Source organism: Rhodococcus sp. Ni2 (genome assembly GCF_021352185.1).
Classification (GTDB): Bacteria; Actinomycetota; Actinomycetes; order Mycobacteriales; family Mycobacteriaceae; genus Rhodococcus_F; species Rhodococcus_F qingshengii.
The window spans coordinates 842,668-861,827 of the sequence record NZ_WOXZ01000002.1 but is presented as its reverse complement, the minus strand read 5'-3'; the positions used below and the strand labels follow the sequence as shown (position 1 = coordinate 861,827).

The 19,160-nt window shown below is 60.0% G+C and carries 15 protein-coding genes; 5 read left to right on the top strand and 10 right to left on the bottom strand.

Translation table 11 applies throughout. The annotated features are described in order from the left end of the window. The first annotated feature begins 84 nt into the window (after nucleotides 1-84). Together GN300_RS17585 and GN300_RS17580 are read left to right on the top strand one after the other, a co-directional pair. Nucleotides 85-1,347, top strand: coding sequence for a YibE/F family protein (locus GN300_RS17585; RefSeq protein WP_003943628.1), 1,263 nt, complete (start codon nucleotides 85-87; stop codon nucleotides 1,345-1,347). Nucleotides 1,348-1,731: 384 nt separating this feature from the next. After that, the gene (locus tag GN300_RS17580; protein ID WP_230691577.1) at nucleotides 1,732-3,039 is read left to right on the top strand and encodes a lipopolysaccharide biosynthesis protein; all 1,308 of its coding nucleotides are present in this window, start codon (nucleotides 1,732-1,734) and stop codon (nucleotides 3,037-3,039) included. On the opposite strand, the gene GN300_RS17575 is transcribed toward GN300_RS17580, so the two are convergent. The 6 genes from GN300_RS17575 to GN300_RS17555 form a co-directional block, all read right to left on the bottom strand. After that, nucleotides 3,021-3,869, bottom strand: a complete 849-nt coding sequence (locus tag GN300_RS17575; RefSeq protein ID WP_233405665.1) for a glycoside hydrolase family 16 protein — start codon at nucleotides 3,867-3,869, stop codon at nucleotides 3,021-3,023. The two genes, GN300_RS17580 and GN300_RS17575, sit on opposite strands and share 19 nt — an antisense overlap. A 103-nt stretch (nucleotides 3,870-3,972) precedes the next feature. Continuing rightward, nucleotides 3,973-4,656, bottom strand: a complete 684-nt coding sequence (locus GN300_RS30005) for a glycoside hydrolase family 16 protein (protein ID WP_082893210.1) — start codon at nucleotides 4,654-4,656, stop codon at nucleotides 3,973-3,975. Between the two features lie 207 nt (nucleotides 4,657-4,863). Then, a complete protein-coding gene (locus GN300_RS17570; RefSeq protein WP_007726658.1) occupies nucleotides 4,864-5,082 on the bottom strand; it encodes a hypothetical protein in 219 nt (72 codons plus the stop codon). After that, on the bottom strand, nucleotides 5,079-7,331 hold the full coding sequence (locus tag GN300_RS17565) for a hypothetical protein (RefSeq protein WP_063314861.1): 2,253 nt from the start codon (nucleotides 7,329-7,331) through the stop codon (nucleotides 5,079-5,081). Before GN300_RS17565 ends, GN300_RS17570 begins: the two co-directional genes overlap by 4 nt. Then, entirely contained in the window at nucleotides 7,328-9,343 is a 2,016-nt protein-coding gene (locus tag GN300_RS17560) for a glycosyltransferase family 2 protein (RefSeq protein ID WP_047269050.1), read from the bottom strand. Before GN300_RS17560 ends, GN300_RS17565 begins: the two co-directional genes overlap by 4 nt. Before the next feature lie 2 nt (nucleotides 9,344-9,345). Then, nucleotides 9,346-10,536, bottom strand: a complete 1,191-nt coding sequence (locus tag GN300_RS17555; RefSeq protein WP_063314862.1) for a glycosyltransferase family 4 protein — start codon at nucleotides 10,534-10,536, stop codon at nucleotides 9,346-9,348. A gap of 234 nt (nucleotides 10,537-10,770) precedes the next feature. Here GN300_RS17555 and GN300_RS17550 point away from each other — a divergent pair, with 234 nt between their 5' ends. Continuing rightward, nucleotides 10,771-11,931 carry a hypothetical protein gene (locus GN300_RS17550; protein ID WP_007726654.1) on the top strand — a complete coding sequence of 387 codons (1,161 nt, stop codon included), beginning with the start codon at nucleotides 10,771-10,773 and terminating at the stop codon, nucleotides 11,929-11,931. Beyond that, nucleotides 11,928-12,614, top strand: coding sequence for a DUF998 domain-containing protein (locus tag GN300_RS17545; protein ID WP_058038970.1), 687 nt, complete (start codon nucleotides 11,928-11,930; stop codon nucleotides 12,612-12,614). The genes GN300_RS17550 and GN300_RS17545 overlap by 4 nt, the downstream gene beginning before the upstream one ends. 18 nt (nucleotides 12,615-12,632) lie before the next feature. Here the strand turns inward: GN300_RS17545 and GN300_RS17540 are convergent, their stop codons facing one another. From GN300_RS17540 to GN300_RS17530, 3 genes are all read right to left on the bottom strand, one after another. Beyond that, entirely contained in the window at nucleotides 12,633-13,466 is an 834-nt protein-coding gene (locus tag GN300_RS17540) for a glycosyltransferase family 2 protein (protein WP_054826884.1), read from the bottom strand. Between the two features lie 442 nt (nucleotides 13,467-13,908). Next, nucleotides 13,909-15,585: an Hsp70 family protein gene (locus tag GN300_RS17535; RefSeq protein WP_233405664.1), complete on the bottom strand. Its 1,677-nt coding sequence runs from the start codon at nucleotides 15,583-15,585 to the stop codon at nucleotides 13,909-13,911. 149 nt (nucleotides 15,586-15,734) lie between these two features. Then, entirely contained in the window at nucleotides 15,735-17,054 is a 1,320-nt protein-coding gene (locus GN300_RS17530) for a UDP-glucose/GDP-mannose dehydrogenase family protein (protein ID WP_063314864.1), read from the bottom strand. 108 nt (nucleotides 17,055-17,162) lie between these two features. Here GN300_RS17530 and GN300_RS17525 point away from each other — a divergent pair, with 108 nt between their 5' ends. Continuing rightward, nucleotides 17,163-17,687 carry a protein tyrosine phosphatase gene (locus GN300_RS17525; protein ID WP_063315138.1) on the top strand — a complete coding sequence of 175 codons (525 nt, stop codon included), beginning with the start codon at nucleotides 17,163-17,165 and terminating at the stop codon, nucleotides 17,685-17,687. Here the strand turns inward: GN300_RS17525 and GN300_RS17520 are convergent. After that, nucleotides 17,659-19,083 carry a polysaccharide biosynthesis tyrosine autokinase gene (locus GN300_RS17520; RefSeq protein WP_054187547.1) on the bottom strand — a complete coding sequence of 475 codons (1,425 nt, stop codon included), beginning with the start codon at nucleotides 19,081-19,083 and terminating at the stop codon, nucleotides 17,659-17,661. The genes GN300_RS17525 and GN300_RS17520 overlap by 29 nt on opposite strands. Nucleotides 19,084-19,160: the final 77 nt, after the last annotated feature.

Sequence of the window (19,160 nt, the reverse complement as noted above, 5' to 3'; positions counted from 1 at the left end):
ACACTGCCGTCAGAAGCTGACCATTCGCTTCGGAGCCGATAACATTGCACCGGTGCAAATCCCCAGTCCGACACTCAGTTTCCGATGAGTCACGGCCACGGCCACGGTGGCCCCATTCAGATCGGCCCCACCGCATCACGCGTCGTCATCGGGTTGCTCGTCGTCATCGGCATGGTCGTCGTCGCGGCAGCTGTCGCACTGTGGCCGGACAAGAACACCATTCCCGTCCCACTCCCCTTCCAGAATGCCGACGGCAGCTCGGTGGAAACCGAGGCGGGCACCGTCACGATGCAGGATCTCGGTGACTGCGGAAGTTCCTCTGCCGGAAGGGTATTCGTCGGTGCCCCGCAACCGCCGCCTACCTCCGCCTACCAGTGCCAGCGAAGTATCGTCGATATCGAATCCGGGCCGAATGCCGGAACGAAGACATTGCTCGAGGTCATTCCGGGCGCCGGTCAGCCGGACCTTCGCGTGGGTGACCACATTCGCCTGGTGCGTCAGACCGACCCGAACGGAAACACGCAGTACTCCTTCGAAGACTATTCGCGTGGGCTCCCGCTGGCGTTGATCGTCATCGCGTTCGCCGTCGTCATCATCGCAGTCGCACGGTGGAGAGGGCTGCGCGCACTCGTCGGCCTGGTGATCGCCTTCGGCGTAGTCGTCGGGTTTCTCCTACCCGCTCTGCTCGACGGCAAGCCTGCGATACCGGTTGCGCTGGTCGCCGGGGCGGTGATCTTGTACGCGGTTCTCTATCTGGCGCACGGGGTCTCACTCAAGACCAGTTCTGCTTTGCTCGGCACCCTTGCCGCCATGGTGCTCGCCGCGGTTCTCTCCTACCTCTGCATTGAACTGACACACCTCACCGGTTTGTCTGAAGAGCAGAACACCAATGTTCAGACCTATATCGAGCACATAGACATCACCGGCCTGCTGCTGGCGGGCTTCATCATCGGCTCGCTCGGCGTTCTCAACGACGTCACCATCACCCAGGCATCCTCGGCATTCGAGTTGGCCGAACTCGACAAGCATGCGTCCCGTCGAAAAGTCTTCGGCGGTGCGATGCGGGTCGGACGTGATCACATCGCCAGCACGGTCTACACCTTGGTTCTCGCGTACGCGGGTGGGGCGCTGCCACTGCTACTGCTCTTCAGCGTCAGCGGGCGCCCTCTTCAGGACGTCCTGGTCGGTGACGCCGTCGCAATCGAGATCGTAAGGTCCGCTGTCGGCGGAATAGCCCTGGCGCTTTCGGTTCCACTCACCACTGCCATCGCCGTGATTCTCGCCCGTCCGCCCGGTAGCGCGGTCAAGGCCGGCCCCACGTCAGGTGGCCGACACTCCAAGCGTTGACACCAGCTGTTCAGCGAAGCAGACGGGAAAGTATGCTCCCACGACGCTTGAACCTGACGCAGTCACAGAGGGCGCAGTCGGTTCCCGCACGATGATGGCTGTGTGCCACCTCTGCATGACCGCATGCACATACTTCGCCCTCGCCATTAGCCACGGCGCCATCGTACTGGACTGCACAAACCCGACCAGTCGGTCGCATCAGGCAAATCGCTCGCACATGGAAGTTCACAATTTATTCGCGCTATCACCCGCCTTGAAGTGCAACGATTCTCAATAGAGCAATTTTGACCGACCCGTCGACATGCACAAGTTAACTACTGGCAAGTAGCATCGGAAGATCGACTTCCGAAAGTGGACATGACGCACTCATCACCGGTCACAACCGTGGCATCACCAGAAACGCCAGCTACAGACAAGCGCAAGTTCGAGTACGACTCGATCGCCGTGCTGATCTCGGGCGCCGTCACGGCAGTACTCGGGCTGGTGTTCTGGGCAGTCACAGCTCGGATGTATCCGGTCGACGTTGTCGGCCGGGCATCTGCGGTGATCAATTCGGCGGTGGTACTGTCCACTCTGTCTACGTTGAGCCTCGGATCGATGTACGAGCGATTCCTACCTTTGGCAGGAAGCCGTGCCGGCGCACTGGTGGCGCGCGGATATCTCCTCGTAGCGCTCCTCGCGACAATCCTCGCCACCGCACTGTTGATGTTCGGTCCACGTGAAAAACTGTTCTCCTCGGGGTGGGCCATGCTCTCGTATGTAGGGCTCGTCGTTACCCTCGCGCTGTTCGCCCTCGAAGACCAGACCACCAACGGTCTTCGAGTTGCGAGGTGGTCAGCCGCGAAGAACATCGTTCATGCCATCGCCAAACTAGCTCTTGTCGCGTCACTGGCATTCACAGCGCATGAACTTGCTGTCGTCGGAGCCTGGGGTGGGTCGGCGGCGATCGCGGCCCTGGTCCTCGGTGTTGCGATACGTCGGAAACTGCGCACGCGAGGTGAGTCCGCGGCCCAACCGGCACTTCCCCCTGCACGTGAACTGTGGTCGTACTTCGGCCACTCGTACGGCCTCATGACGCTCGGTTCCCTTGCCCCGCTTGCAGTGCCGCTCGTTGTCATTTCACTTCTCGGCGCGGAGGAGAATGCATACTTCGCGATAACCTGGGCATTGGTGAGCGCCCTGTTCGTACTCTTCTACATGCTCATGGGCCCATTCGTCTCAGAGGCGAGCGCCTTTCCGACGCAGATACAGTCACTGACCCGTCGATTCATCGCACTACTGTCCGGACTCGCCGTTCTCGGTGCAATCTTTCTCGCACTCGTGGCACCGGTTGCGCTGGGATCCGTCGGCGATCACTATCGGACAGAAGGCACGACCCTACTTCGCTTGTCTGCGATCATCATTCCGATATCCGCACTCGTCGTTCTACACAACGCACTCGCCAGGGTGTACCAAAGAATGGGCTCGGCTGTTGTTGCGCAAGTACTCAACACCATCGTGGTCATCGCCGGATCAATTGTCCTGACACCTCACGTCGGCATAGCCGGTGTCGGCTGGTCCTACCTCGCGGCCGAAATTCTCTCCGCAGCAATTGTTTCGGTTCCACTGGTCGGAATGTTGCGACGCGCCGCACGTACTCCGACTCAAATCGAATCCAACGAATCGACGGTCGATCACCAGCCGGGGGCATAGACGCTCACCCAATCGATTTCGACGTTCGAGACCGCAGGCGTACCCGCAGATGGACAGGACCCCACTCCCCACGCCACTTTCCGCGCGCAGGCCCCGGACTCGGTTTGCAGTCCGAGCCACATCGGCGTCGCCGGAACCTTGGTTGCAGATTCGAACGTAGTCCACACGCGACCGTTGAGAGTGCCGCGAACAATTCCTGGCCCCCACTCCACTCCCACCGTATTCCAGTTGCTGAAGTCGCCTGTGATGTCTGCTTGCCCCTGACCGAATCCATCTGTCGGTGTATTCCAGTGTACGAACGCCGACATCGACTTCCGGTTTCCGTCAACAGTTTCCGCAATGTCGATCTCGGGGGGCCATATTTCATTCTTCGGCCACAACAGAAGATGGAAGCTGATCTCGTCGGACTTGTCTGCCCTAAATCTCATTTCCCATTTGCCATACTGCTGCGCGCGGGTGAAGTTGGAAACCCCACCCGTGAGCCATCGACCATCTACTTGTTGCGCACGAAGCTGCAACTTGCCACCGTCGAGGCGAACCATCGACGGATCCCACCAGCTCGCCGAATTGCCACCTGGTGCACCATAGTAAGGACCCCAGTCCCCGCCCAGCGAACACCGGTCGAAGTTGTCGATGAAGATCTGGCGCCACTTCGGCCAGGTCGAAATATTCCCGACCGGAGCAGGTTTGGTACCGGACCTCGCTACCGAAGAACACAGCGGAGCTGCGCTCACAGTTGCCTGCGGCACTATTCCCACAAGAACAGACAGAAGAAGAAGATTGAGCCAACCGAAGAACCGCTTCGAAACACGCTGCCGTGGATTTACCATCATGCCACCGTCTAGTCGCAGTGAATGTTCATCTGCTACCAGAGCATAACGCACCAATTGGGACTAAAGGTATAAATTTTCAGCGACAATTAATCCACAGCTACTACCGACGTGGAGTCAGTTCGATCAGTTCGAGATCAGTACTTCGCGCAGACTCGACAGCTGCCAGAGCCGCGAAATCGGGCGAGTAGACGCTGACCCAATCGATATCGATGTCAGCGATTGCCGGCGACCCCGAAACCGGGCAATCCCCCGTTCCCCACTCCCTCTGCTTGTCACATGCCCCGGCTTGCGCCTGAATCCCCAACCACATGGAAGTCGATGGAACAAAAGATGATTCGAATTCAGCCCACTCACTATCGTCGACAAGGTATCGAACAATTCCCGGGCCCCACTCCACACCGACGGTATGCCATTCGTCGAATCGACCAGTTGTGTCCGCTTGTGCGAAGTGATGCTCACCTTCGTCGGACCAATGAATGAAAGATGACATCGACTCACGTCGACCCGACACACTTTCCGCGATGTCGATCTCTGGCGGCCATACCTCGTCTCGCGGCCACAGCAACACATGATAGCTGATCTCGTCCGATACCCCCGCCCGCAGACGAACCATCCATTTCCCATAAGTTTGCGACACTGCACTGTTAGAAACACCGCCAGTGACCCACTGGTCGCCATCCTGCTGCGCACGCAGGCGCAAAACCCCCTCGGTGACACTGACTTGCTCAGGCTCCCACCAACTGTGAGGATCACCCCCAGGTTGGCCGCTGTACGCCCCCCACATTTCTCCCAGCTCGCAGCGATCGAAGTTGTCCACGAATACTTGCGTCCACCCGCGCAGATCCCCTGTCGGCGCATTCGTGGTGCCTGGCGCGCTCGGTCCTTCTTCACATGCGTCGGTTGGCACGTCACCCGTGACCGAACACCCCACTGACAAGCACAAAGCGACAACTCCCCCGAGGGCCGTTATTTTGTTGAACAACAATGTGTTTCACTCCTGACTCGAGATCAGCGCGATCTGGTCGAATCGTAAGAACACCACGGCGACTGCACACAGGACCAGGACGACCCCGAGAACGGTAAGAGCTCTCGCAGCCTTCCCACGGCCGATGGTGCCAAGGTCCGGCACCTGCCGTTCCCGCGTCACCGTAATCAGAGTGAGCACAACGAACAACAATCCGAAGATGCATGCTCCCAACAGATTTGTCATCGCTGTTCCAGGTCGATCTCGGGGGCACCAGCGCGACGCAGCACGGTGACATCGGCATTCTCGACGACGATCTCGAAATTGCCGGACGCGAGCATATCGGCGATGGCATCGTCGAACATTCCCGCAGGGTATCCGTATTGAAGGGATATCTGGGAGGAAGCCTGCTGCGCAACGAATACGTAGTCCGGATCTCGATCAGCGACACATGTATCGAAGTTGTCCAGGCAATCGATCGAATCAACTTGAGAAACCGTCACTCCGGTGAGAATTCGCGGGGAGACCAGTTGCGCGGACGGTCCCCACGCCATGATCGTGACACCGTCCGGTACTGACGCGAGGAGTGCATCACCAATCCGGATCTGATAAGGCGACGAGTGCTCGAATGAGGTGTTCAACCCTCGAGTAGCGGTGAGAATGACGGAGAGAACGAGAATCGACAGCGACGCCATGACAACACGCGGTATACGCCCGCCACGCCGTCGTCTCGAATTCATCAGAACGTTCCGAAGCGCAGCGGCACTACGCACAATTGTCACGGCGCCAAGTGGAGCCAGGATCGGAGCTGCCATGACAAAACACCGAATGACCACTTCGCCGCCGTAACTCTGTACTGCCACTAATCCGAAGGGAACCACACACAGCACTCCCGACATCAACCACGTCTTTCGTCCACGTGTCAGAACCCAGCCGAGGAACCCGAGCAATCCCATGAAACCTGTAGCTGCGAGCCGCAGATATTGCATTGCTTGGTAGGTCGGCCCGGAGCCGATGCGTTTGCTGACACCGCCTTGCACCGCGCCGCTCACCTGCCCGACATCCGACAGCAACGCCTGAAGGTGGCCTTTCCAGTAGTCGACTGCGCCGTAGCTGAACCAGACGAGAAAGAGCGCGCCGGCGGCCACCCACAACAACCGATAGCGAGTCGATCCCGTCAGCGTGAACATCAACAGTGCACCGACCATCACCATCGGCGTCAACTGGTGTGTCACAACCATCGCCGCCAGAATCACAACCAGAATCGCCTCTACGGCGAGGGTCTGCGCCGAACTCTGTCCAGGCACACGCCCCGGAGTGCGACGAGATGCGCCGACAGTTCTCGCCACCAACCCTCCCTCGACCACGGGGAGTGGAGCACGACGCAGTTGCCACAAGAGCACTGCAATCACGCTGGTGTAGAACATCATTGCGGTTGGTTGTGGCGCAAAGTAGTCCTGTTGGTACCAGTTGAAAAGCAAATAGACAAACACGCCCAGCCATGCCACACGTCGACTCCGTGATATCGACAACCCGATCGAGTAGATCGGCAACGCGATCATCGCGTTGAAGAACACGGGTGCCCAGATGAAAATGGCGGTGAAATCGGTAATCCCGTAGGCGGTACTCATTTGGGCGCTCCCGGAGAAGAATCCAGCCCAACTGAAGCGCGCGTCGGAGGGTGGTGGAAGTTCTCCGAAATGGACGAGTATCTCGATGAGACCACGATGTACGTAAGCTGTGGGGATTGATGTCACCCCGTCTGCAAGGCTTACCAGCAAAGTCGTGAATGTGATCAAAGTCAGTGCTGCGACAGTCAGCACTACTGCGTCGAGTCTGCGCGAAGTCAGTGCGATCCCGGCTACGAGTGAGACCAGGAAAAGCGCAACGTAGTACGCCCACCCGATTTCTGGAATGATTCCTGCCGCGCCTGCGGCAGCGGTGTCCAGAGTTCGAACTGCCACCGCGAAGAAGAGCACTGCAACCGTGATCGTCACACCGGCGAGCATTCGCCGACGCCCTACCCGCGGCGGTCCGATCTCTCGATAGGGCATAACCTTCCACGCCACCGCACAGGAGAGGAGGGACAGCCCGCACAGCACTGTCTGAATCAAGGTCGGATGAAATGCGCCGATAACGAACTGAGACTGCGCAACAATGATGTTGACCGAGAGTGAGAGGCTTATCCCCACTGCCGTCGTGATCACTGGATCCGGAATGCGAACCATGAGTGCAATAGGCACACCAGGAACCAGAACCGTCGTCGCGACCCCGATCAACACGCGCAGTGAGAATGGAACTCCCTCCCCTCCATCGCGGCGAACAAGCAACGCGAGAATCAGCGCGGTACAGGTCAATACAGCGATTGCGATGAGGACGACATGATCGAGTCCCAGTTGTGCGGTGCGAGTGGTTCCGCCGTCATCGAGGTCACCTCGATGACGACCTCGCTTCGTTTCCGCGTCCCCCTTAGTCGACGCCTGTCCGACGATCATCGGGACAACTGATCCGCCTGCGCCCGCCTACGACGCAGGCGTAGCTTGCTGGAAGCGTACAGATAGGGGCCGGCCAGATACCCGGCCAGTTCCACTCGCTTGAGATCGCCGGGCATCGTTGTACTTCTGTCACCGAAACGCGCAGTGTCGGGAACGAGAAGCATGCGCACACCTCGGGGCACGACCTTCAACAAACCCAGAGCAGTCCGGTCGCCGCCCGAAATGATCTTGACCAAAACCGCGGACATTCCCGTTCCGTAGCCGTACATCTGGTCCCGCAACTCCGCGACACTCGCGCGGTGATGGTGTCCTACTGTTGCCTCGGGGGCGTAAACCAGCGTCGCTCCAGCAAGAACTACCCGCCGAAACAGGTCGAGGTCTTCGCCTCCGAGCGTCGGTGTTCCGGGTCCGAGTGCCTCGTCGAACCCGCCGAGACGTCGGATGCTTTCGGTGCGGAAGGCCATGTTGTTGCCGCTACCGAGTTCGCCTGCCGTGTAGGGGAAAAGCGGTGAAGTCCCCCGCTGACCCAATCCGATCGAAGCAATTTTCGGCGTCTCCATCGCCCACAAGGTCGTGGTATCGCCCTTGTCGAATATGCCCACTTCCTCGAACCACCGTTGTTCGGCGGTGTCGATGCCAATTCCCACAACGCGACCGGTCACCGCAGCAACCTCGTGGGAGGCGTCGAGCACGAAGACGTCCAAAATCTTCTCGATCCACAATGGGTCGGGCTCCGCGTCGTCGTCGGTGAAGGCCACGATTCGCCCGTTCGCGTGGTGAAGTCCGAGATTACGCGCGGCAGAAGCACCTTTGACTGGTTGTCTCAGTATCACGCAACGCTCGTCGTCCATCGCCGACAGGACCTGGTCCACGCGATCGGTATCAGGTTTGTTGTCGACCACCAGAATTTGCAGATTGTGGTGGCTCTGACCCAACAGAGCGTCCAGTGTCCGAGCGAGCGAATCACGGCCGACGGTGGCCACGACCACAGACACCAGTTCATCGGCGTTTATGTCGTCGCAGTCGTCAACCAGGTGCTCTCCACCGAATACGGTTCTCGCCGAAAGGAACCCGAGCAAGGTGGCAAGGAACCCGAAAATCAGAGCTGCCGCGCGGGCTGGCGCGAAGCGATCGCCTCGAATCGAATCCTTGGCTGCGGTGAAGATTCCACTGCTCAAGACACCGACGACGTACGCCCGTTCGTTGGACAACCCGTCCGCGCTCCCCACCGCTTGGGTGAGAATTCGCTTGGACCGACCTTCGTAGAAACAACGTCGACGAAAATAGCGAAACTGCTGGCGGTCGGCAGGAACAAAATGATCGACTGCGAAATCACAGACTCGCAGTATCTTGGCAGTGCGATCCCGCTGGCGGATCTTGATTCCCATCAGCGTCTCCTCACAACCGACCGGCAACGTGCCGACCCGCCCGAGTTCGCTCGAGAACCCGCCGATGGACTCGAGCGCGGTGCGCCGAACCGCCATACATGCGCCGATCGGATTGCGAATCTGTTCTCCGTCTGGTGGGAGGCCGCGGTAGTCGCAGCCGACGACCCAGCCGTATTCCTCCGGAAACCACCGAGCCTTAGACCCCTCGTACCGTGCGTGCACTGCCCCTCCGACTGCCGCAATCGTGGGATCTGCACTCATCGTTGCTCGGATCGCGTCGATCCCGCCAGTTCGGAGGATCGCATCGTCGTCGAGAAATGCCACCAGATGACCGTTGCCTGCACTGATTCCGCAGTTTCTCGCGCCGGACAAGCCCTGCTCGGCAGTGTTGGGCACCACCCGGACCCCCGTTGGTACGTGTGCACGAACATGAGCAAGCATGGACTCGTTGTGATCGATGACAACAACGACCTCGTCGCCTGGGCCGTTTGCCTGGACAGTGGCGGCATCAACCGCAGCGAGCAGCATCTCGAGCCGACTCATGCTGTACGCGCAGATCACCACGGATACCGAACATGTTGTCTTGTCGAGGAATTCGACCTTCGAAACCGGCGACGAAGACATGATCACCCCTGCCCGTTCGAATCGAACCTCGATATTCGCCTCCGCCGTCCTGCGTCACGGAGCAGAGCTCTGTACGTCGTGGCGAACGAATCTGCTCGTCGCTCGATGGACAGGTCGTCTCTGGACCGGCCCAACGCCTCGGCGGCGATTCGGGTGCATAGTGCGGGATCGCCGAGAAGCCGTTGTGCGGCAACGGTCAAAGAATCGACGTCCCCTGTCCGGAAGACCACGCCGGTGCTGTTGTCGTGAACGAAGTCGCGCAATCCTCCACTGTCACTGGCTATCACCGGGACTCCGGAGGCTTGAGCTTCCAACGCGATCAGCCCGAAAGGCTCGTCGCGAGACGGGCACGCGAGGACGTCGACGGCACGCAGAATCGACGGAATGTCATTTCTGGGCGACAGGAACCGATGGGCGCCCGGCATCGATGCCCGCGCCAAGGTGTGCAACGCGTCGACAAATGCAGCGTCATTCTTGGCCGGTGCGCCGACAACAGCCAGATGTACGTCAACTCCCGATCGACGCAACGACCCCAGTGCCTCGATCAACTCGCCGATGCCCTTCTCTCTGTCCAACCTCCCCACCACCGCCACGAGCAATGCTCGGGGATCTGCTGACAGCTCGGCGCGAATCGATGGATCGGCCACTCCCGGACTAAATCGAACAGAGTCGACACCTTGATGGACGACCCGGGCCTTCCTCCGTGCCAGCGGGCCCAACTGCTCGAATACAGCCTCGCTCACGGCGACTGCTGCGTTTGCGGTGGACACCGCACTACTCATCACCAGCCGCCCACCACCTGGGGGCACGATGTCGTGCAACTCGAGCAACGACGGCCTTCCTGCTAGTCGCGCGGCGAGCACGACGTCCACGTGAGTCATCAAGTCGTTCGAATGGACGACATCGAAGGAACGAACCTTCCCGATCAAAGCCTTGACCGCGCGCATACTTTTCGGGACTTGCGAGAAAAAGTCATACTTGGAGTTGAAGCCTTCCCCGCTTGTCGGACGCAATCCAACTCGTTTGGGAATTTCCAGCGGAACATATTCAAGGTTCGATTCTGTCCACCAGCGCCGGGTCGGGGTATCTCCGGACGGGCCTGCCAGCGACAATTGAATACCTTCCGAGGCAAGAACGAGAGCTAGATTTCGGAAGCTGTGATCGGTTCCGCCGACATTCTCCGAAAGCGTCACTCCAAGCACTTTGATAACCTCGCTACGCGTCACTGAATTAGCATACCAAGAAAGAATCACGCGCCATGAGGACACAATTTCCGAAATGTCGCATATCTCCCCACTTTCTACTATTAGAAAGGCCTCACCGTGCGGAATGAGATTCAGCCCACGCGCTACAAAGTTACCGATCTCGACGTTGCCATGGTTGAAAACTGGACATTAGTCGCAATGGGGCCAATCGACCATGGAGGTGTGGAAGGAGTTCGCGCTGCGCTCCGCACGATCGCGTCCGCGGGCCCACACGCGCGAGTCGGACTGATCCCGAGCAGTCGAACTCGGAATTGGGTGTTCGAACCGGACTCACTGCAGCGCGGCGTGCACGAAATCCCTGCTGTTCACACACAAGACCTACCTGCCACCCTCGCCGCTGCGGTCCGCCTGGCCGACGTGTCGCTGCCTATTGCGGTGACGGTCTGCGGCCGATACCTGATCGTGCGACTTGCACACGGAGTGGGAGACGGCCAGACCACAGTCAATCTCACGCGCGCGCTCGCTGACCCTGCGACGCGTACCGGCAAAGTCCCACAATGGTGCACTGCGCTACAACCGACACGATTCCCTCTGACGGCTGCCTCCTGGAATCTTTATGCGTCGAGCCCCGGCAAGCTTCTCCGCAGCGTGACCGCAGGGAGACCGAAAGAGGTTTCTTCACAACCAATTACAGCGAAGTGGCAACCTTCCCATCACGTCGGATTCGCAACATCGTCACCCACTGCGCTTGGCGATCTCGCGGCTTGGAGGAAAGCAAACGCCGTTCCCGCGTCGTTGTCGTCGATCTTCTTCGCCTCCATAGTGCGCGCACTTCGAGAGGAAGGTATCAAGGTGGACAACACCGTGAAGGTCCTGTTCGACGCCAGGCGGTACCTCCCCGAGAACCACCGGACGCTCTCCAACTTCGCGGCAGGCCTGGACTTGTCATTCGACGATGCGGGCTCACCTGCATCCGTCGGGGACGGTATCTCCGCTGCGGCCGATTCGGGTCGACCGCTGCTCAATCTCGCCGCCACTTCAGTAAAGTCCCGACTCGGTCGCATTACGCGCAGGCCGGTGGGAGACGCTGTGACGAGCGCTCCGGCACACCCTCGTGCGCGCATCGCTTACAGCGATATGTCAGGCGCTCCGCAGTTCAAGAATTTTCCATTGACCGGCACCCCGAAAGAATCTGTCTATATCGCGACCTTGTTACCTGAAAGTCCCGAACATATCGTGATTGCAGTCGGACGACTGGGAACCTTGAACAATGTCTCGTTTTCGTTTCACGACAATGTATTCGACGCCGAAAGAATCGGATCCGCATTCGAGAATGCATGCAAAAATCCACTGAAGTTCTTCAGAGAAGGAATCGCTGAATGATCCACTCGGACTACAACGAAGAATTCGTCGCAAACAAAGGAAACGGCAAATCCTCGCACATTATCGAGCTGTTCGCCAGATACGCGTGGATTTCGACACTCCTGTTTTTTGTGTGTGAATTCTTGACCGCGTGGAGCTGGCGAGGAAACTACTCGCGCCGCAATCAATTCGTAAGCGAACTAGGTGTTCGTGTCTGCGACAGTCGTGCGGGCGTGTGCAGTTGGTACTGGTTGATGAACATTTCTTTCGTGACCACTGCACTGGGAATATCTGTCGGCACACTATTGTGGTGGAAGTCGCGAGTCGTATCGCCTACAGAAGGCTCCTTTCTACTCGTGTCGGCAAGCGGTTTGATCCTGATCGCCGTGTCGTCCCTCGACCGCGGATCGATCCTCCATGGAATCGGTGCAAACATGTATTTCGTCTTGGCCAACACCGCCGTGATCATGATCGCGACCTCGTCCCGGACGCTCCGCAGACCGTCCCCAGCAAAATGGGTCGCCCTCGCAGCCGGAGTACTCGGACTGAGCGCCTACTTCATCCACACAGTCGGCGGTCTCGGCATGCTCGGGATGGGCACGATCCAAAGGTTCACGGTGTACCCCTCACTGATCGGCCTGATCGCGCTGGCGACGGTCCTGGGCTCCGAACCGGCAACCAGACGCGAACAGGAACCGATTTAATGTGCGCTCCAACCTGCTTCAGCTAACGATCGACTCAGGCAACGTCAATTTTTGCGGGTCGAGAGGGATGGAACGACGCGAGGTGGCGCCCCTGCGCGCGCTGCGTCGGCGGCGCCACTCCATCCCGATTATACGCAGCACGCGCATTCCGTCAGAGAAGGCATTGAGGTTGCTGACACCGTGAATTCGATCGGCCTCGAAGCTTCCGACTTCCGCAATTCCCAATCCGGCGGCAGCTACACGAACATTGATCAACGTCTCGATCTCGAATCCGTCACCCCACTGAGCTGCAGCAATGCCTGTATCCGGGAGCTGCATGACGTCGAGTGCATTGCGCCAGAACGCGTTGTACCCATAGCAAAGGTCTGTGAAATGCGTACGAAAGAGGATATTCACCAGGGAATTCAGGCCGTAGTTGCCTAGCCGCCGCAACTTTGTGATGTCCGAACTTCCACCCCCTGCGATAAATCGCGAACCCTTGGCGAAGTCGGCCCCATCCACGAGTGCCTGCACGAAGAGCGGAATCTCGCCGGGGTTGGTGGACCCGTCGGCATCGATCATGACAATTATGTCGCCGGTCGCCGCCTCGAACCCGCACGCCAGGGCGTTTCCTTTTCCTTTGCGCGTTTGTGTGATCACCGTGGCGTCGGGCCACAACATCGTGGCGACCTCGACGGTGTCGTCAACCGAATTTCCATCGACGAACACGATCTCGTCGATTCCCTTCGGCATCTGAGCAGCCACGTGAGGCAGATTCTTCGCCTCGTTCATCGCCGGCACGATCACCGTGACACGGGGGCGCATCGTCGCCGAACGCATACGCTCGTCTGCCGCAGGGGCGTCGTTGTCCATGATGTGCTTCCTTCGGTCGTGTGCCTCACAGTGATGCTCAATCGATACAGATTCATCGAATCGCTACCAATCAGCAAATCGAAACCTACACGAATCTGCGCCGAATGCACGGGATAGTCATCCGTCTGAGCGCAAACCATGACCTCGTTTGTATAAGCCAAATCGTCGCAAGATACTGTTCGCAAGGCGAATAATTACAGCTCAAAGGGGGAATTGCCTGAATTTTTGGGCGAAAAGAGACCAACAACCCGGTTATTGGAACACGAAAGCAAAGAAATTCGGCACCAAAGTAAAGTAGCCAGAAATTTGCTCATCCAGCCTTCGGGAACCCTGTGAAGTCGATCACCGGACCTGCTTTGCGAAGGCCGCGCCGCCCGTCAGGAACAGCCCAACCGGCCCCAGAGTCCACGAATCGGCGACTCAGGGTCCAGGAATCAACTGCTCAGAGTCCGGGAATCGGTGGGAGAACCGGCAACAGAATCGGCGGAAGCCCCGGGATGTAGATCGCCGGCGGTGGCGGCGCGGGCGCGGGCGCGGGAGGCACGTAAGTGTCCTGCACGACTGGCGGAGCCTCGACGACCGGAGGGGCTTCCTCCGTCGTCGTCGGGGGCGGGGTCGTTGTGGTCGTAGGCGGCGGGGTAGTCGTGGTCGTCGGTGCCGTCGTGGTCACCTCGGTTGCCACGGGTCCGGCGTCCTCGGAATCGAAGACCTTTCCTCCGTAGCCCAATCCCAGCCCCACGATCACGATCGCCGCGATCACACCGGCGCCGAGGCCCGCGAACCGTAGCGGGTTTCTCGGCTCTTTGGATGTCGATTCAACGGGTTGTGTCCCGGCGAGCCAGGACGGGTGTGCGGTTCCTGCCCCGGGTCCCTCGCCTTCGTACATCGCCGAGTACGCCTGGGCGTCAACCATCACGGCCTCGGTGTCTGCGTCACGTTCTGTGCCGAATCCGTCCGTGGCCGGGTCGCTGTCGGCGACCACGAGATCTGCGGCCGGATCGAATCGTTGCTCGTGTCGGTTCGGTCGCGGCTGAGGCAGTTCCGCCGCGTAAGGGCTCGGCACCTGTTCCTGCGGAACGGACTTCGTACCGGAAGCGGCTTCGGACAAGGCATTCGGCCGCTCCGATTCCGCGAGCGTTGCGACCCCTCCGTGGCTGAACGCCTGAACCGGAACGGGTACCTCCGCCGGGGTGTGGATCGGATACGGCGCAAAGATCGGCGCTACAGCCGGAACTTGAACCGGGGCAGATACCGCGCGCGCCGATGGCGTCATCGACGACTCCGCGATCAGCGCAGCGCCTTGAGCAGTCACGAGTTCCGGCTGCTCGGGCGCGATGAGGGGGCACTCCAGCCACGCGGCGAGGGTCGCCCGCACGATCGGAATGCGTGCACCGCCACCGATCAGGAGAATCGCGTCGGGGTTACGGCCGGACGTTGCGATGACCTCTCGTATCTCGCGTGCGAAGGCCTCCACCGACGTGACGACCAACGAATCGAAAACTTCCCGCGACAGCAGGAGAAGCCCGCCGGGGCCGGGCAGGCACACCGCACTTCGTGAGGACAGCTGTTCCTTCGCGAGTCGGCATCGCGCCTGCAGTTCGGCATCGCCGCCCGGGTCGGCCGGCGTAGCTATACGGCGACGCACGGTCTGATCCGAGTAGACGAGCTCGTCGAAGTGATCTCCACTGACCCGCGTCGACCGGGCGGTGACGACGGTAGACCGCATCTGCCTGTCCACGATGCTGATCGTCGATCCAGAACTACCGATGTCGACGACGACGAGTGTGCTCTGGTCGGTCAACGCACCGGACTCCTCGAGCATTCGAAGCGTCGCGACTACTTCGGGAACCAGCTCGAAGTTGTCGATGCCTTTCTGTTCGAACGCTGCTTGGAGTGCTCCGGCCTGTGCTTGATCCCGGTAGGCGACGACCGTATTGCTGCCGAGGTCGGCATTCTCGGTCAAGGCCACGCCGGTTGCCTCCGCTGCGACTTCCTCCGGAATCTCGCGGCCTCGATCGACCGCTCTGGATCGGAACACCGGACCACTGTGGTCGGGCGTCCCCGGGCGCGCCAAACGCACAGCGCTGGCTCCCACCGTCACACCCAAAACCAAGTTCATGATCCACCTTCGTCGACCGTCGACGGGTTCCGTCACCAGACCCCGTCATTCCCCGGCCGGAAGTCTACCCACTGGGCATGGTCTGCGAGGTTCGCGCATCTCACCTAAGGCCTTCTCGCAGCTATTTTTTCGCTACCTGGACGTTCGACCTACCGCCCCAATCCGCGATAGTTCCAACCGGCGGCGCGCCACAGGTCCGGATCGAGGCAATTTCTGGCGTCAACGATCACCCGCCGCCGAACGAGCGGTTCCAAATCGCCGGGCACGAGTGAGGCGAACTCGTCCCATTCAGTGGCGATCAAGACCACATCAGCATTCCTGCAAGCTTCTGACGTGGAGGTTGCGTAGTGAAGGGTGGGAAACAGTCGGCGAGAATTATCCATTGCCTTCGGATCGAAAACGGTGACCGCCGCCCCGTGCAACTGCATCATTCCTGCAACGTTGAGCGCAGGCGAATCGCGCACATCGTCGGATTCGGGTTTGAACGCGGCTCCCAGCACCGACACGTTAGCTCCCAGCAAACTGCCATCGCAGGCTGCCGTCACCAGTTCCACAGCTTTTGTCCGTCGTCGCATGTTTATGCTGTCGACCTCGCGGAGGAAGTACAGCGCCTGGTCGACACCCAACTCCCCGGCGCGTGCCATGAACGCCCGAATGTCCTTCGGCAGGCAACCACCGCCGAACCCCAAGCCCGCATTGAGGAATCGCCTACCGATCCGAGCGTCGTACCCGAGAGCGTCGGCCAACATCGTGACGTCGGCCCCGGTCGCCTCGCACACCTCCGCAATCGCATTGATGAAGGACACCTTGGTCGCGAGAAACGCATTCGCAGATCCTTTGACCAACTCGGACGTCGCCAGATCGGTCACGAGGAAGGGCACCCCTGCGTCCAGTATCTCGGCATACACCTCGCGAAGAAGGCCTTCGGCGTTTCCCGGCCGGTCACGATCGATCCCCAGAACCAACCGGTCAGGGCTCAAGGTGTCCGCGATCGCGTGTCCTTCACGCAGGAACTCCGGATTCCAGGCCACCTCTACCGAGCCACCCGCCGGCGCAGTCGCTCGGAGTCGCTCGCCGAGAGCCGCTGCCGTGCCTACCGGCACCGTCGACTTCCCGACTATCAGCGAAGGCTTTCGCAACAACGGCGCCAACATGTCGATCACCGAATGAACATGACTCAGATCTGCGGCGTACTCCCCCTTCTTCTGGGGCGTCCCCACACCGACGAAATGGATGTCCGCAAAATCCGCGGCATCGGAGTAGGAAGTCGTGAACTGCAGCCGACCCGACGCCAGATTCTTCTCCAGCATGTCGGTCAGACCCGGCTCGAAGAACGGGACCTCCCCACGAGACAACTTGTCGACCTTGGACTGGTCGATGTCGACTCCCAGCACGTCGTGGCCAAGTTCGGCCATACACACTGCGTGGGTCGCCCCCAGGTATCCCGTTCCGAACACGGTCATCTTCATGTGTTGTTGGTATGCGTCCGAACTTTCCGAAACGCGTACGCCAGGTGGGCGCGAAACCAACATCGGGCGTACGACGAGTGCGTCGCGTGTGCAACCTATGCTTCTGCCATGCACGTTCTCTTCGTTTGTACGGGAAACATCTGCCGATCACCCACGGGCGAACGCCTTGCACGTGCTTATGCCGCCGAAGCCGGGGTCACCGGATTCACCGCGTCGAGTGCCGGAACCCGGGCGATGGTCGGACACCCGATCGAGGAGACTGCTGCGAGGGTTCTCGCGGGGCTCGGCGGCGACCCCACGGAGTTTCAAGCCCGACGCATGACAACAGCGCTGGCCTCGGACGCCGACCTCATTCTCACGATGACCGAAAGTCAGCGAGACAAAGTCCTGGCGATGGCTCCGGCGCGGCTCAAGCGCACGTTCACACTTCGAGAAGCCGCACGGTTGGGCTCGCTCGCAGATGCAGGAACTGTCGAGGACCTCGCCGCCGCCAGACCCCGATTTCGTGCCACCGAACCCGAGGACGTCATGGATCCGATGGGTAAGGAAGAGAACGTGTTTCACGAGATCGGACTTGAGATCGCCGATCTCCTCGGCCCGCTGCTCAGCCGACTTCGCTTCGGTGAGCGTTGAGCGCGGGCACCGCGGTCAACTGCGGTAGCGACTTGTCCGACTCGTAGTAGTAGCTGTACTCGTACGCATTGCGTCCGCGAGACGGCGTCATCGTGATGACAGTGCCCAGGACGTGCGCACCCACACTCTGTAGGTTTCCGACCGCGCGCGCCAGTTGATCGCGTTTCGTGGAGCCGTGTCGGGCGATCACCAGGGCACCGTCCGACATCGCGGCCAGGACCGCGGCATCCGTGACGGGTAGCAACGGCGAGGCGTCGATGATGACGTAGTCGTATCGCGCCCGCAGTTCCTCGAGAACATGTTTGGCCGTGTCCGTGCCGAGTAGTTCGCTCGGGTTCGGCGGGATCGGTCCGGAGGCGAGCACTGTCAGCCCGTCGAACTCGGTCGGCTGAAGCACATCGTCCAGCGTCGCTTGACCGGAGAGCACCGAACTGACGCCGACACTTCCGAGCAATCCCAAATACTTCGATACTCGCGGCTTCCGGAGGTCGCCTTCCATCAGGCACACTGATTTGCCGGCCTCCGCCAAGACGAGAGCGATGTTCACGGCCGTGGTCGTCTTACCTTCGGAGGGAAGCGAACTCGTGACGACGATGACACGCGGTGGATGGTCCACCTCGAGGAACTGAAGGTTGGTGCGCAACTCACGGAAGGCTTCGGCACTCACGGAACTTCCGTCACTGAAAGCGATCGCGTGATTGACTTCGACGTCCTTGTCGAACGGGATCGTGCCCACCATCGCCGAACCCGCGATCTCTTCTACAGTTCGACGATCTTTCACCGTGTTGTCGAGTCGATCACGAATCAACGCAAGCGCGATCCCCACAACCAGTCCCGCCACTGCGCCGAGCGCGAGGTTGCGCGAAGTCTTGGGTGACACCGGAACAGTCGGCTGTTGAGCCTGCTGTTCGACGACCACACGTGCAGGCGGTGTTCCGCCGTTCTCGGGTGTCTCCAGTTCCTTTGCCAATGCCACGAATTCGGATGAGAGAGTGTTCGCGATCTCGCGTGCGAGTTCCGGTGACGCGTCCTTGACTGCGAGGTCGATCAACACAGTGTCGGGCGCCGACGTCGCAGTGACCTTGGAGGCCAACTCGTCAGCCGACATCCCGCCGACCACCCTCGGTCCCAGTTCGTCGATCGTCCGCTGTGCGAGTGTTCGGCCGGTCAGGAGTTTTGTATAGGACAGAACTCGCTGCTGTGAAAGTTGACTGCCCTGCAGTGCCTCGTTGACCGAGGTACCCGCCGACGTCGAAACGAACAGCCTCGTCGAGGCCTGGTAAACGGGCGTCGAAAGAAGAGAAGCGCCAAGGGCTCCGAGGATTCCGAGCAAGGTTACAGCAGCGACGATTCGCCATCTGGCTTGCAATATCTTCAGGTAGTCGACAATTTCCATCTTGATGTCTCCTTCGGCTCACGCATGTCCACTGCGGGTCTGAGCGGTCTTTGCCGGTCGGACCGCGAGGGCGAACC